Source organism: Nocardioides sp. R-C-SC26, from assembly GCF_021246465.1.
Lineage (GTDB): Bacteria > Actinomycetota > Actinomycetes > Propionibacteriales > Nocardioidaceae > Nocardioides.
Genome location: NZ_JAHRHK010000010.1, coordinates 28,836 through 43,463, shown reverse-complemented (window position 1 = coordinate 43,463; position 14,628 = coordinate 28,836). Strand labels below are relative to the sequence as shown.

The 14,628-nt window shown below is 71.5% G+C and carries 11 protein-coding genes; 3 read left to right on the top strand and 8 right to left on the bottom strand.

The features are described from left to right. Positions 1-38 precede the first annotated feature (38 nt). From KSO97_RS10620 to KSO97_RS10595, 6 genes are all read right to left on the bottom strand, one after another. The gene (locus tag KSO97_RS10620; RefSeq protein WP_232678659.1) at positions 39-1,028 is read right to left on the bottom strand and encodes an ABC transporter substrate-binding protein; all 990 of its coding nucleotides are present in this window, start codon (positions 1,026-1,028) and stop codon (positions 39-41) included. A 104-nt stretch (positions 1,029-1,132) separates the two neighbouring features. Beyond that, entirely contained in the window at positions 1,133-1,858 is a 726-nt protein-coding gene (locus KSO97_RS10615; RefSeq protein WP_232678657.1) for an ABC transporter ATP-binding protein, read from the bottom strand. 67 nt (positions 1,859-1,925) lie between these two features. After that, positions 1,926-2,798, bottom strand: a complete 873-nt coding sequence (locus KSO97_RS10610) for an ABC transporter permease (RefSeq protein ID WP_232678656.1) — start codon at positions 2,796-2,798, stop codon at positions 1,926-1,928. An 80-nt stretch (positions 2,799-2,878) separates the two neighbouring features. Further along, positions 2,879-6,340, bottom strand: a complete 3,462-nt coding sequence (locus KSO97_RS10605) for an error-prone DNA polymerase (RefSeq protein WP_232678654.1) — start codon at positions 6,338-6,340, stop codon at positions 2,879-2,881. 12 nt (positions 6,341-6,352) lie between these two features. Continuing rightward, complete coding sequence (locus KSO97_RS10600; protein WP_232678652.1) at positions 6,353-7,954, bottom strand: DNA polymerase Y family protein; 1,602 nt, start codon at positions 7,952-7,954, stop codon at positions 6,353-6,355. After that, entirely contained in the window at positions 7,951-8,799 is an 849-nt protein-coding gene (locus KSO97_RS10595) for a hypothetical protein (protein ID WP_232678650.1), read from the bottom strand. The genes KSO97_RS10600 and KSO97_RS10595 overlap by 4 nt, the downstream gene beginning before the upstream one ends. An 89-nt stretch (positions 8,800-8,888) precedes the next feature. Here KSO97_RS10595 and KSO97_RS10590 point away from each other — a divergent pair, with 89 nt between their 5' ends. After that, on the top strand, positions 8,889-9,644 hold the full coding sequence (locus KSO97_RS10590) for an SDR family NAD(P)-dependent oxidoreductase (protein WP_232678648.1): 756 nt from the start codon (positions 8,889-8,891) through the stop codon (positions 9,642-9,644). A gap of 293 nt (positions 9,645-9,937) precedes the next feature. Then, the gene (locus tag KSO97_RS18300; protein WP_232678646.1) at positions 9,938-11,155 is read left to right on the top strand and encodes an MFS transporter; all 1,218 of its coding nucleotides are present in this window, start codon (positions 9,938-9,940) and stop codon (positions 11,153-11,155) included. Between the two features lie 29 nt (positions 11,156-11,184). Here KSO97_RS18300 and KSO97_RS10580 read toward each other — a convergent pair whose 3' ends face one another. Together KSO97_RS10580 and KSO97_RS10575 are read right to left on the bottom strand one after the other, a co-directional pair. Next, complete coding sequence (locus KSO97_RS10580; protein ID WP_232678643.1) at positions 11,185-12,306, bottom strand: FAD-dependent oxidoreductase; 1,122 nt, start codon at positions 12,304-12,306, stop codon at positions 11,185-11,187. Continuing rightward, a complete protein-coding gene (locus KSO97_RS10575; protein WP_232678641.1) occupies positions 12,303-13,199 on the bottom strand; it encodes a DUF1295 domain-containing protein in 897 nt (298 codons plus the stop codon). The genes KSO97_RS10580 and KSO97_RS10575 overlap by 4 nt, the downstream gene beginning before the upstream one ends. A gap of 322 nt (positions 13,200-13,521) precedes the next feature. On the opposite strand from KSO97_RS10575, the gene KSO97_RS10570 reads away from it, so the two are divergent. Further along, positions 13,522-14,601 carry a diacylglycerol kinase gene (locus KSO97_RS10570; RefSeq protein ID WP_232678639.1) on the top strand — a complete coding sequence of 360 codons (1,080 nt, stop codon included), beginning with the start codon at positions 13,522-13,524 and terminating at the stop codon, positions 14,599-14,601. Positions 14,602-14,628: the final 27 nt, after the last annotated feature.

Here is a 14,628-nt window from a genome sequence, read left to right as displayed (position 1 = left end):
GTCGGACGGCGGCGCAGAGCACCGGGTGGTTCAGCCGGTCACTCGATGAGCCCGGGCTCGACGATCGCCGCGACGTCGACCGCGTCGGGCAGCTCGCCGGCCTCGGTGAACTTGTCCGCGAGCAGCTGGATGGATGCGATGTCCCCCTCAGAGACGGGACGCACGTCGTTCTTCTTCTTCTCCGCGACCGCGACCAGCACGTCCTCGGACAGACCGGACTCCTCGGCCCAGCCCGCGCCGAACTCCTGCGGGTTCTCTGCCGCCCAGGCGAAGGCGTCGCGCAGGCGCGTGAGGAAGTCGGTGATCTTCTCGCGCGTCGCGTCGTCCTCGAGCGCTCCGACGGAGGCGATCTCGAACTGGAGGTACGGGTCGGTCTCGGGCTGGTCCTCGGTGAGGTCGACCGCGCCGTTCTCCATCACGGCCTGCGTCACGAAGGGGTCCCAGATCGCCCAGGCGTCGACGGCGCCGGACTGGAAGGCAGCCTGGCCGTCGGCCGGGGCGAGGTACTGGGGCTCGACGTCGTCGAGGCTCAGGCCGTTGGCCTCCAGCGCGAGCAGCAGGTGACCGTGCCCGCTGGTGCCCTTGGCGACGGCGATGCTCTTGCCCTTCAGATCCGCCACGGAGCCGATGTCGGAGTCGGCGGGCACCAGGATGGAGTCCTGCTTCTCGTCGCGTTCGGCGACGGTGGCGACGATCTTGAACTGGGCGCCGGCTGCGGCGCCGAAGATCGGTGGCGCGGCCCCGACCCACGCCACGTCGATCTCGTCCGCGTTGGCGGCCTCGATGATCGGCGGACCGGCCGTGAACTCGGAGTACTCGATCTCGTAGGGCAGGTCGTCGAGCACGCCGGAGGCTTCGAGCACCGAGCGCACGCCGTCCTTCTGGACGCCGACACGCAGGACGTCGGCCTTCTCCTCGTCGCCGGAGCATCCGGTCAGGGCGGCCGCGGCGAGCAACGCGGCCGACGCCATGGCGGCCTGACGTCGGGCGATGCCGGGGCGACGGAGCGAGCGGAAGGTGATGGGCATGGGGAGTCCTTGTCTTCGGTGGGCACGCCCGAGCGCGCGGTGCCCGCCGTCGGGCCGGCGGGACGGGGAGTGGGGGATGGCGGGTTGCGTGGTGTGGCCGCTCCTCAGGCGACCGCGGCGCCTTGGACGCCGAGGAGGCTGAGGAGGTGGGCGCGTCGGCGGACGATCTCCTCGTCGTCGCGACGACGTGGGTGCGGGAGGTCGAGCTGCTCGTCGTGGATGAAGCCGCCGTCGGCCAGCACGAGCACACGGTCGGCGAGGAGCAGTGCCTCCTCGACGTCGTGGGTGACCATCAGCACGGCGGGTCCGTGGGCCTGGAGCAGACGGCGGACGAGATCCTGGGCGGTGAGGCGGGTGAGGGCGTCGAGCGCACTGAACGGTTCGTCGAGCAGCAGCAGGCGCGGCTCACGCACGAGCGCGCGGGCCAGGGCGACCCGCTGTCGTTGACCCCCGGACAGCTCGCGCGGCCAGGCATCCTCGCGGCCGGCGAGGCCGACGTCGGCGAGGATCGCGCGGCCGCGCTCGTCGGCATCGCGACCGCGGAGTCCCAGGGTCACGTTGTCGAGGACGGTGCGCCACGGCAGCAGCCGGGGGTCCTGGAAGGCGACGGCGGTGTCGGGATCGGTCTGCACGGTGCCGTCGGCGCCGGTGACGATCTCGCCGACGATGCGCAGCAGGGTGGACTTGCCGCAGCCGGACTGGCCGAGCAGGGCGATGAACTCGCCCTGATGGATGGTCAGGTCGATGTCTTGGAGGACCTGGTGGTCGCCGAAGCTCCAGGAGACACGACGCAGGTCGCTGACGACGTCGGAGTTCTGGGGGCTGGTCATGACGGGGTCCCTGCGGGCTTGTTCGCGGAGGAGCGGAGCTGGGGAGTCGAGGAAGGACGTGGGGTGGTCATGCCGGCACCCCCCGCCAGCGCAGTGCTCGTCGTTCGATGAGGCGCACGATCGAGTCGGTCAGCAGCCCGAGGGCGGCGTAGCAGATCAGGCCCACCACGATGACGTCGGTGCGCATGAAGTCACGGGCGTTGTTGATCAGGTAGCCCAGGCCGGCGCCTGCGTTGACCTGTTCGGCGACGATGAGCGCGATCCAGGCCATACCGAGCGACTGGCGCAGCCCGACGAGGAGTCCGGGCGTGACGGCGGGGAGGTAGAGATGCCGCAGCCGTTCGCCGCGCGTCAGGTGCAGCGTGTCGGCGACCTCGGTGAGCTCGCGGTCGACTCCGCGCAACGACGCCACCAGGTTGAGGTAGAGCGGCACGATGACGAAGAGCGCGACCAGGTAGATCTTGGGCTGTTCCTTGATCCCGAACCAGATGATGAAGAGGGGGACGAGTCCGAACAGCGGCAGCATGCGGAGCATCTGCACGAGCGGGTCGATCAGCGCGTCGCCGACTCGGCTCAGGCCGACGATCGTGCCGAGCGTCACGGCGATGCCGGCGCCCAGCACGAAGCCGATCGAGGCGCGTTGGAGGGAGACCAGGACGGCCTCCTGCAGTTCACCGGAGGCGATCAGGGTCTGAGCGGTCTCGATCAGGCTCAGGGGTGAGGCGAGCGTCCGCTCGCTCAGGACGCCGGTCCAGGACGCGGTCTGCCACGTCACGAGCACGAACACCGGGCTCAGTGCCCGGAGGACTTGGAGGGCGCGGTGGGAGATCGCGGGCCGCGTGGTGCGACGTCGTCGGGTGGCGGAGCGTCCGGTCTGGCGTGCGTCGTGGGAGCGCGGGGACGCCAGGGCTGGTTCTCGGGTCAGCAGTGTCTGGGTCACGCGTACATGTTAGTCCAGTGAATTAATACAAATAAACAGGGGTCGTCTCTCCGCGTGTCCCGGGTCGTCCACGAGTCGTCTCAACGGAAGTCTCGGGAGCTCTGGCGAGCCTGGAGGACGTCGCCTGCCCCGGGCACGATCGCATCCAGTCCCTCGACCCGATCGGCCACCAGGTTGGTGGCGCCGTCGTGGTGCTCGAGTCGACCGCGGATGACGACGGCGACCCGGTTGCGCGCGGCGTGACGGTGCACCCGCATCACGCCCACCGAGCAGATCACGTTCAGCATCCCGGTCTCGTCCTCGAGGTTGAGGAAGGTGACACCGCGCGCGGTGCCCGGTCGTTGGCGGTGGGTGATCAACCCCGCGACGTGCACCCGTCGTCCGGTCTCGACCTGCGCGAGGTCGCTGATCGAGCGGATCCCCGCCCTGCTGAGCTGCACGCGCAGATGCTCGATCGGATGATGCTCGGGCGAGACGCCGGTGGCCCAGAGGTCGGCCAGGGTGACCTCGGCCTCGCGGAGGGGCGCGAGCGCAGGGGCCGGTGCGACCGGTGTCGTTCCCGGCAGGTGCTCGGCGCTCTCGGCGAAGCCGGCCGACCACAGCGCCCCGCGTCGATCCAGGCCCCAGGGCGCGAAGGCACCCGCCGTGGCGAGGGCCTCCAACTGCGGCGAGGTGAGACCGGTGCGACGCGCGAGGTCGGGGATGTCGGTGAAGGGGCGCTCGCGACGGGCGGCCACGATCCGCTCCGCTGCCTCGGCCCCGAGCCCGCGCACCGCATCCAGCCCCATCCGGACGGCGAGCCGGCCGTCGCGGCGATGCTCCGGCGTCGGATCGGGTGTTCCCGGCACCCACGCCGTGGCGGTGAAGTGTCGTGCCCGGCAAGCCGCCAATCCGGTCGGCGTGGCCTGCGCCACCGTGTCCGGCTCGCGGGCGTCGAGGTCGAGGAGCTCCAGCTCTGCCTGCACCCCCGACCAGACGATGTCGGGGCGACGCACCTCGACACCGTGCCGTCGGGCATCGCCGACCAGCGACTGCGGCGAGTAGAAGCCCATGGGCTGGTTGCGCAGCAACCCGGCGAGGAAGGCGGCCGGGTAGTGCAGCTTGAACCAGGAGCTGGCGTAGACCAGGAGAGCGAAGCTCAGCGCGTGGGACTCGGCGAAGCCGAAGTTCGCGAAGGAGAGGATCTTCAGGTAGATCGCGTCGGCGTGGCCGCCGATGATGCCGCGCTTGGCCATACCGGCGTAGAGCGTCTCCTTGACCCGCTCGATCCGCTCGACCCCGCGCTTGGAGCCCATCGCCCGCCGCAGCAGGTCGGCGTCGTCGCGGGAGCAGTCGCCCAACGCGACCGCCATCGCCATCAGCTGCTCCTGGAACAGCGGCACCCCCTTGGTGCGCTCGAGCACCGGGATCACGTCGGGGTGGTCGTAGGTGACCTCCTCCTGCCCGGTGGCCCGTCGGACGTAGGGATGCACGGCTCCGCCCTGGATCGGGCCGGGGCGGATCAGCGCGATCTCGATCGCTAGGTCGTAGAAGCGGCGGGGCTGCAGTCGTGGCAGCGTGCCGATCTGGGCACGGCTCTCGACCTGGAAGACGCCGATGGAGTCGGCCCGGCAGAGCATGTCGTAGACCGCCGGTTCCTCCTTGGGCAACGACTCCAGCGTGGTCCAGGGCTCGCCCAGATGCTGCTCGGTCATCCGCATCATGTGGTCGAGAGCGCCGAGCATCCCCAGCCCCAGGAGGTCGAACTTCACCAGCCCCATCGACTCGCAGGCGTCCTTGTCCCACTGCAGGATCGTGCGGCGCTCCATCCGCGCCCGCTCGATCGGGCATACCTCACCGATCGGCTGCTCGGTCAGCACCATCCCGCCCGAGTGGATTCCCAGGTGCCGGGGTGCGCCGAGGAACTCCTCGGCCAGGCTCACCACCTGCGGTGGGATGCCGGGCCCGCCCTCGACCTCGGGCACCACCAGCGAGCTCCAGCCGTCGATCTGCTTGGACCAGGCATCCTGCTGGCCGGGGGAGTAGCCCAGTGCCTTGGCGGCGTCACGCACCGCCATCCGTGGCCGATAGCCCACGACGTTGGCGACCTGGGCGGCGTTGCGACGGCCATAGGTGTCATAGACCCACTGGATGATCTCCTCACGCCGATCGGAGTCGAAGTCGACGTCGATGTCGGGCTCCTCCTCGCGGTGGGCGGAGATGAACCGCTCGAAGGGCAACCGGTAGAAGACGGCGTCCACGGCGGTGATGCCGAGGGCGTAGCAGAGCGCCGAGCTGGCGGCCGAGCCCCGCCCCTGGCAGAGGATCCGGCGACGGCGTGCCTCGGCGACGATGTCGTGCACGATCACGAAGTAACCGGAGAAGTCCTTCTCGGCGACGATCTTGAGCTCCTGCTCCAGCCGCTTGCGAGCATCGTCCTCGTGCTTCGCGCCGACGTAGGTGCGCTCGAAGCCCTCCCAGGCCAGATGCTCCAGCCAGGAGTCGGCGGTGTGCCCGGCCGGGATGCGGTGCTTGGGCAGGCGCGGGGACGCCCGGTGCAGGTCGAAAGCCAGCTCGTCGGCCAAGCGCACGCTGTGGGCGACGGCGTCCGGGTGTTCGCGCAGCAGTGCCGCGACCTCGGCGCCGCTGCGCAGGTGGCCTCCGCCGGACAGGTCGAGCCATCCGTTCGCGTCGGCCAGGCTGCGGCGAGCCCGCACCGAGGCCATCGCCGCCGCCAGCCGATGCCGCTCCGGGGTCGCGTGGTGGACGTTGCCGGTGGCGACGGTCGCCAGGCCGTGCACCCCGGCGAGATCGGCCAGCCGACGGTTGGTCTCCTGGGCCAGTGGATGGGGTCGAGCCGACAGCTCGACCACCACGTTGTCGAGACCGAAGAGCGCGGTGAGCCGGTCGAGCTGCTCGGCGGCGGCGCTCTCCCCACCCAGGTCGAGCGCCTGGCGGACCCATCCCTTGCGGCACCCGGTGAGCACCACCCAGTGGTCGCGCCCACGGTCGGAGAGCTCGGCGAGGTCGTAGACCGGGCGGCCCTTCTCATCGCCGCGCAGGTGCGCCTCGGTGATCGCCCCTGCCAGTCGGTGGTAGCCCTCCACGCCACGCGCCAGCACCAGCAGATGCGACCCCTCCGGGTCGGGGACGCCGTTCTGAGGACCGGAGAGCCCCAGCGACAACTCCGCGCCGTAGACGATGGAGAGCTCATGCTCAGCGGCTGCCTCCGCCATCATCGGCGCCCCGTAGAAGCCGTCGTGATCGGTGATCGCCACGGCGTGCAGCCCCAGCCGCACGGCCTCCTCCACCAGCTCGGCGGGGCTGCTGGCGCCGTCGAGGAAGGAGTAGTGGGAGTGGCAGTGGAGCTCCGCGTAGGGCACCTGCGCGCCGGACGGCACCGGCGTCGGGTCCTGCCCGTGCTGCGTGCGCGTACGCGAGCGGGCCCGGGAGTAGACCTTGCGTTGCGAGATCGGCGCATCGTCGGCTCCGGGAGGCGCAGGCACGCCGGAGAGACGGCGCTCCAGCTCCCGCCAGGGCACCGGGGGGTTCTCCCACCCCATCAGGCGCCCCTGTCAGTCATAGCCGGCCTCGATCAGCCAGGTGCCCGCTCGGCACACCGCCAGCCAGGCCCGTCCGTCGACGCCGACCATCTGGAACCGGGCCGCCGGGCCCGCGGAGGAGGACGCCGCGCCCCACCACTGCTCGTCGACCGGCCAGGGCCCGGCCCAGGCAGCGACGGGTTGCCAGGAGCCGGTGTCGATCCGCAGGCGTGCGGGGATGCCGGTGACGGCGCCGCGGGCGGAGACCGCGACAGGACGACCGTCGTCGCCATGGATCTCGGCGGGGATCGGTCGGGCGAAGACCCGGACCGGTGCCGGTCCGGGTATCTGACCCGGCCATGGCTGTTCGCGGGGAGTCGACGTGGTGGCTCGCTCGCCCCAGGGGACGGCGGCCTGTCGTGCGGAGGGGGAGCGACCGCCCTGCAGGACCGGGCGCACGACCGCCTCGAAACCCACCATCGCCTGCACCCGCGCCACCCCCCGTTCGACCTGGTCGTCACCCCCGCCGCCCCACAGCCCCTGGGCGTGGGCGTGCGCGGGCTCGACCGTCTCGGGCACGAAGCGCACCCGTTCGATCGGTGCACGCACCGCGCCGCCGTCGATACCGCGACGCGAGCGGAGCCCGCTGCCGCTGGTGTGGGCCTGGAGCTGCCAGTGCACGCGATCGATGAGGTCGCGTGAGGAGAAGCACCGTGGATGCAGCCAGGTGCGAGAGGAGATGCCCGGCCCGTCGGCGCCGTCGTACTCGGCCTCGACACGCACCTCGGTGGCGACCAGATGCCGACTCGCCAGCTCCGCGAGGAACCGCTCGGCGGTGGTGCGAGTGCTGAAGCAGACCGCCTCGACGGAGTCGAGCGGTGGCTCGAAGGCGACCTCGGCCACCAGGTCCGGGGGCGGGGTGCGTTCGCTGACGCCCGCGGACTGCGTCGCGTCCTCGCCACGCACGCGGCGCCAGACCTCCACGCCCGGGCGCCCCAGCCGCTGGGTGATCGCCTCGAGAGGCAGCGCGGCGAACTCTCCGAGGGTGTCCAGCCCGAGTCGCCGCAGCAGGCTCACCAGCTCGGAGGCCTGGGGCAGGTCGGGAATGGTGGTGAGCACCTCCAGGGGGAGATCGCGCAAGAAGGCGGCCGAGCCACCGGCACGCACCACGCGTGCCTCCTGGGTGGGCGCCATCCGTGCGGCCTGTTCGGCGGTGAACAGATCGTCGGCGACGCCGAAGCGGCAGTCACGGACGCCCGCGTCGACCAAGGTCTCGGCCAGGATCGCCGCCGCGTGCTCCTCGCCGCCGAAGAACCGCCCCGGCGCCCGGACGGCGAGCAGCCCGGGCCGCAGCGCGGCGACGCCGGGGCGAAGCTCCTCGACGGTGGCGAGCACCGGCTCGAACGCGCGGGCGTCGCGATCGGGGTTGGCGCCGAGCAGAGCCAGCTCCGGGCATCGCGCCTGGGCGTCGCGTCGACGCTGCCCGCGTCGCACACCCTCGGCTCGCGCACTCGCGTTGCAGACCTCGACCCGGTTCGCGCTCAGCACTGCCGCGGGTGCGAGTGGGGGGAGGCCGGCCTCCCCGAGCGCGGCGACGACCGACCAGTCCGGACACCAGCCCACCAGGATCCTCATCGGGCCGCGACCCGGGGCAGATCGGCAGCACCGACAGAACCGTGCACGCCACCGGTGGCGACGGCGGACGGCTCGGGACCCACGCGTCGCAGCGCGACGTCGTCGGCGAACTGGAGATCGGCACGCACCGCCTGGCCGGCACTGCGACGCACCACCAGCGTGGCATGCCGCCGCTGCAGGCGACCCAGCCCGTCGTCGGGGCCAGACCACCGCGAATCCTCCAGGCTCGCCCGCAGCCCGCAGCGGGGCCAGTCGCCCCACACCACCAGGGCAGCCCCGCGCGAGCGCAGGCGCGCCTCCACCACGCCGGCGGTGCGGGCATCGATGATCGACGTGCCTCGTGCTCCACGCGGTGGTACCAGCACCAGCATGCGTACCACGTCGACCAGTGCGGCGGTGACCTCGAGCCAGTGCTCGCCGGCGATGTGCGGTACCCAGATCGTGCGATCGAGCGCGATGCCCAGGTCGGCGGCCGCCTGCGCACCGAGATCGGGCCACCCGGCGACGGCGATCCACTCGCCGGCGCGGGAGACCCCGGCCACCAGCGCGAGCGCCAGCGCGGCTGAGTCCACGGCCAGGACTCCTCCGGCTCGCAGGGGGACGAGCCCGGCCAGTGCCGGATGCATCGGCAGCGGGACCGCACGGCCGACGCCCCGGCCGGCACCGGCACTCTCGTCGAGATCCCGATCGAGCTTCTGGCCGGTCTCTCGGCGGGGGCGCTGATCGGCTCGACTCGACTCCTCTGCGACTCCCAGGGTCGCCGGACTGCCCTGCATGGCCGAGACCCGCCGTCGCAGCTGCTCGATCACCGATCGTTGCGGGAGAAGCGCCGGAGGACTGGTCACCGCGTCATGATCGAACACATGTTCGAACGACGCAAGTGCTGTCCTACGCTGTCGGTGCCGGTGTCCGATCCACTCCTGCTGGAGGCAGCATGCCCGAGACCGCCCACCTCGACCGACGCTCGTTGGAGCACCTGCAGGTCATCGTGACCGGGGGCGCCTCCGGTATCGGTCTGGCCAGTGCCGAACTGATCATGGAGCGTGGCGGATCCGTCGCTCTCTGGGATGTCTCCCCGGACGTCGTGGAGGTCGCCGCCCGGATCGGCTGCCACGGCCAGGTCGTCGACGTCACCGCAGACCTCGTCGTCCCCGTCGCGGAGGCCGCCGAGACGCTGGGCGGGCTGACCGGGCTCGTCCATGCCGCGGGACGGGTCGACCCCACGCCGGTCGGCGGCCTCAGCGCCGAGAGCTGGGACGCGGTCGTCGACGTGAACCTGCGCGCTCACGCCCTCCTGGCTCAGGAGATGCTGCCCCACCTCGAGCGGGCCGGACACGGTTCGATCGTCGGCATCTCCTCGATCGAGGGCCTGGCCGCGAACCCCTGGATCCCGTCCTACTGCGCCTCGAAGGCGGGGCTGCTCGGGCTGACGCGCTCGATGGCGGCTCAGCTGGGAGAGAAGCGCATCAGGGTCAACGCCGTCTGCCCCGGCTTCATCGTGACGCCGATGATCCAGCCTGCCCTCGACATCGACGAGATCCGCACCGGTTTCGAACAGGCAGCGCCCCTGCGTCGGATGGGACAGCCCGCGGAGGTGGCCGAGGTCGTGGCCTTCCTGCTCTCCGACGCTGCCTCGTTCGTGACCGGCACCGAGATCGTCGTCGACGGCGGCTTGATCTGCCAGCACTGAGCCGTCCCCGGCCGCCCTTCGGGTGGCCCTCTCCCTTCGGGTGGATTCGCCGGGATCACGTGGGGGGATCCCGATGTCATGCCACTCCACGCCACCCTTCGCCTGCTGCTCGCCCGCCTGATCACGGGGGCACCGGCATGAGCGGTTCGGAGTGGCTCGTGCTGGCGATCCTCGTGATCGGTCTGCCGCTGGCGACGTGGGCGGGCGTGCGCATGCTGCGTCGTCCCACTCACGAGCACAACCGCTGGTAACCCGCCCGCCACGATCGCGCGAGTCGGGGCGATGATGGCTCGGTGACGTCGACCGGGGCATCGAGCTTCCGCTTCCGCGACATCGCCGTCGCGGCCTACGGCCCCTCGGTGCTCGCCTCGATCGGCGGCGGCGCGGCACTGCCGGTCTTCGCTCTCCACGCTCGGGAGCTGGGCGCCTCGGTCTCCACGGCCGCCTTCGTGGTGGCGCTGCTCGGCCTGGGATCGCTGCTCACCTCGCTGCCCGGCGGCGCACTGATCGCCCGGATCGGCGAGCGTCGAGCCCTGGTGGTCGCGGGCCTGGTCGACGCCGCCGCCCTGCTCGGTGCGGCACTCACCACCTCCGTGGTCGCCCTGGGGTTCGCCGTGACCACCACCGGCGCCGCCTGGACGGTCTTCATGATCGCTCGCCAGGGCTTCATCATCGACGCGGTGCCGATCACGCACCGAGCCCGTGCGCTCTCAGGCCTAGGGGCCACCCTGCGCATCGGCATGCTGCTCGGCCCTCTCGCGGGTGCGGCGCTGATCCACTGGCGCGGCCTGAGCGCCGTCTTCGTGTTCGCCGCCGCGCTCTCCCTCGGCGCCGCCCTGCTCGCCTGGACCGTGCCCGACCTCGGGGCGGAGCACCGCGCCGACGCTCGTGCTCACGGCCATCTGTCGGTCGGCTCGGTGCTGCGTTCGGAGCGCCGGGCCTTCGCGACCGTCGGGGTGGCCGTCCTGATCATCGGGATCTCCCGGTCGATCCGTCCGATCGTCGTGCCGTTGTGGGCCGAGCAGCTGGGCATCCAGGCGAGCGCGATCTCGCTGATGCTCGCCGTCGCCGCCGCCGTCGACCTGGTGTTCTTCCTGCCCGGCGGCTGGTTGATGGACCGACGCGGACGCGCGGTCGTGGCCGTCCCCGTCGTCGCGACGGTCGCTGCCGCGTGCCTGCTGCTCCCTCTCACCGGCGGCGTGGTGACGGTGACGCTCGCCGCGCTGCTGATCGCCGTCGGCAACGGTCTGGGCTCGGGTGTCGTGATGACCCTCGGTGCCGACTCCGCGCCGGCGCTGGGCCGTGCCCAGTTCCTCGGCGGGTGGCGCCTCCTGGCCGATCTCGGCAACGCCATCGGTCCGCTCCTGGTCAGCGCCGTCGCCGCCGTCGCCCCCTTGGCCGCCGCCCTGGTGGTGGTAGGTGCGATCCTGACCGTGGGCACCGGCTGGGTCGGACACTGGACGCTCAGGCTGGACCGCTCGCGCCTCGCGCCTCCCGGCCCGCAGCGTTGACCCGTCTCTTCTTGAAGACGGGTCAACGGTCAACGACGGCGGACGCCGCGGTAGATGCCGCGTCGCACGATCAGCCGCTGCAGGACGGCGTCGATCGTCCAGGCCGGGAAGCGGAACCCGCGACCGTTCGGTGCGAACACCACCAAGCCGTCGTCGAGGACGCCGAGCACCGAGCCCCAGCGGCGGCGTGGAGGGCTGTAGGTGGCCAGCGGCGAGCCCGCCAGGTGCGCGCGGATGTTGGCAGCGGCGAGGGCGTGACCCTGGTTCCTGGCCGAGGTGCGCAGTGGATCCGTGGCGGCGACGTCGCCGACGGCGAAGACGCCCTCGGGCGCACCCGGCACCCGGAGGTCGGGATCCACGCGGACGAAGCCGTCGTCGTCGAGGAGGTCGTCGGGGAGCCAGTCGGTGTTCGGAGCCACTCGTCCGATCGCCCACAGCACGACATCGGCCGAGGTCTGCGGCTGACCGGTGCTCCAGGTGATCGGCCCGGTCCCGAGTTCGTGGAGCGCGTCCGGCGCATCGGGCAGCACGGCGCGATGGCCCGGATGCAGGCCGACGCCGGAGCGACGCAGCCGGGCCCGGACGGCGTCCCAGACGCGGACGTGGTGGTGGGGGAGCGCCCGCTCGCCGGGGAAGTAGAGGTCGACCGCGACGTGCGGCAGCGCCTCTGAGAGCTGTGCGGCGCTGCTGACCGCAGCCGCACCGCCGCCCACGACGGCGATCGACCCGGCCTCTGCCAGGCGAGCGTGCGTCGCGTCGATCTCGGCGTCGATCTCCTCCGTGCTCTGCAGGTCGGGGCGTCGCCAGAATCCGTTGCGGACGCCGGTGGCGATCAGCAGCATGTCGAAGGGCTCGGTCGACGACGTTCCGTCGGCGAGGGTCAGCTGCAGACGTCGTGCCGCGAGATCGACGCCGTCGATCGAGGCGTGCACGGTGCGGACCCGATCGAGACCGCGGAACCGGTCGAAGCCGAGTCGGTAGTCGCGCGCCCACCGCTGCGGTCGGGCCAGCCGCATGCCGAGCTCCTGGCCACTCACCAGGCCGGGCTTGGCCGAGATGCCGACCACCTCGATCCCCGGGTCTCGGGCGAGGTGGATCGCGGTCAGCAGGCCTGCGTCCCCGAGGCCGGCGATGACCACGCGCGTCGTCACGTGCGGGCCCGTGGCGGCCGCGGGAGGAAGCGCGCGACCCGGTCGATGACCTGCTGGTACTCCGGACGGCGCGCCAGGCTGCGCTCCTCCATGAGCGGGATGCTCGCGCCCTGGAACATCGCATACATCGCGAGGACGCCCACCCACTGCCACCAGGCTCCGGCGTCGGCGGCGGTGCCGAAGATCGCGAGGGACACCCACAGCCCGAATTCGCCGACGTAGTTGGGGTGCCGCGACCACGACCAGACGCCGCGATCCATCACGGCTCCCTGGGCGCCGGTGCGCTTGATCTCGGCCACGAACCGGTGCATCTGCACGTCGGCGACGGTCTCCAGGAGAACGGCACCGAGACCGACCGTGACGGCGACGACGTCGAGCCAGCCGACCTCGCCCGGACGTGTGGCCACGATGTAGACCGGGATCATCCCGAGGAAGACCTGCAGGGTGGGGATCACGTGGATCGCCACGAGATCGACGGGCAGTTCGAAGCGTCCTGCGTTGTCGCGCAGGCGGGCGTAACGCCAGTCCTCGTGGTGGAGTCCGGGGAAGCCGTAGACCCAGTTGCCGGTCAGACGGATGGCCCAGAGCCACACCACCAGCATCAGCAGCGCGAACCGGAGAGGATCTCCCTGGTCGCCACCGTCGCGACCCGCCTCGAACCACCAGGCGAGTGCGAGCAGCGGCGGCAGCACGCTCCAGTAGGCGTCGTAGAAGCTGGAGTTGCGGTGCATCCGGCTCGCACCGAAGATCACGAGCGTCGCCAGCAGGTCGGCGATGAGGCCGTCCAGCCAGAGATGGTCGGTATCGGGGCCGGCGTAGAACCAGGCGGCGCCCACGCCGATGGCGATGACGTAGGCCACGGTGACCCGGACGAGTGACTGCTGCTTGCTCACGGGCGCACACAGTAGGTGACCGACGTCGCATCCGTGGCGAGGTAGTCCGGATCCGTGGGAACAAGTCCGCGGAGGTCGGGCTCCGAGAACGGCGATCTCCACGTGACCAGTGGGGATCTGGCGCGACTCCTCGGCCGTCCGGCGACGACGCTGGCTGCGGCGGGCGTCGCCGCCGTCGCCGGTCTCGCGTGACGACGTCCGTGGCGTCGCGGTGCCCCGTCCGCAGGTGCGGCCGGTCGCCGTCGCACGGGCCTGGACGGGTGTCCAGACTTCTGTCCGGATCTCCTTGGCAGGTAGAACGTGTTCTAGTACGGTGCCCGCTATGGCGATCCGCGTGGCTCATGTCGGCACCGGCAACGTCGGGCGACTGGCGCTGAAGCACCTGATCCTCGACGACCGCTTCGAGCTGACCGGGCTCTGCGTCTCCACCGAGGAGAAGCTCGGGCGCGACGCCGGCGAGCTCGCCGGTCTCGACATCGTCACCGGCATCAGCGCGGTCGGCGACCTCGACGCGCTGCTCGCCACCGAACCCGACTGCGTCATGTACTGCGCCCTGGGCGAGGTCCGTTTCTTCGAGGCCATCGAGGACGTCAAGAAGCTGCTGGCTGCGGGCGTCGACGTCTGCGGCACCTCGCCGGGCAGCTACGCCTGGCCGTGGAAGGTGCTGCCGGCCTCGTTCATCGAGCAGATGGAGGACGCCTGCCGCGAGGGCCGGAGCAGTCTGTTCATCAACGGGGTCGACCCCGGGTGGGCCAACGACCTGATGGCGTTCTCGGTGCTCAGCACCTGTCGCACGGTCCAGCAGATCCGGGTGCTCGAGCTCGCCGACTACGCGACCTACGACGGCGCGCCCGTGATGATCGACGTCATGGGCTTCGGCATGGGCCCCGACCAGATCCCGATGCTGCTGACGCCGGGCGTGCTCAAGTCCGCCTGGGGGACGACGATCCACCAGATCGCGGCCGGACTCGGCATCGAGGTCGATGACATCGAGGAGTCCTACGAGCGCGAATGGGCCACCGAGGACCTCGAGGTCGCGGTCGGCACCATCCACGCGGGCACCCAGTCGGCGTTGAGGTTCGAGGTGCGCGGCATGGTCGCGGGCCACCCCGCGATCGTGGTGGAGCACGTCACGAGGACAGCCGACGACCAGCGCCCCGACTGGGCCCGACCCGCTCAGGAGGGTGGCTCCTACCGGATCGAGATCACCGGCGAGCCCTCCTACGTCGTCGACATCTGCCCGACCAGCGCCGAGGGCGACCACAACCACGCCGCGATCCTGGTCGGCGCCGGCCGCGTGGTGAACGCGATCCCCGACGTCGTCGCCGCGGCTCCTGGTATCCGCACCACCCTGGACCTTCCGGTCGCCACCGGCCGCGGCGTCTACGCGCCGCCCGCCTGACGCGGCTTCCTGCGACACCCACTGACC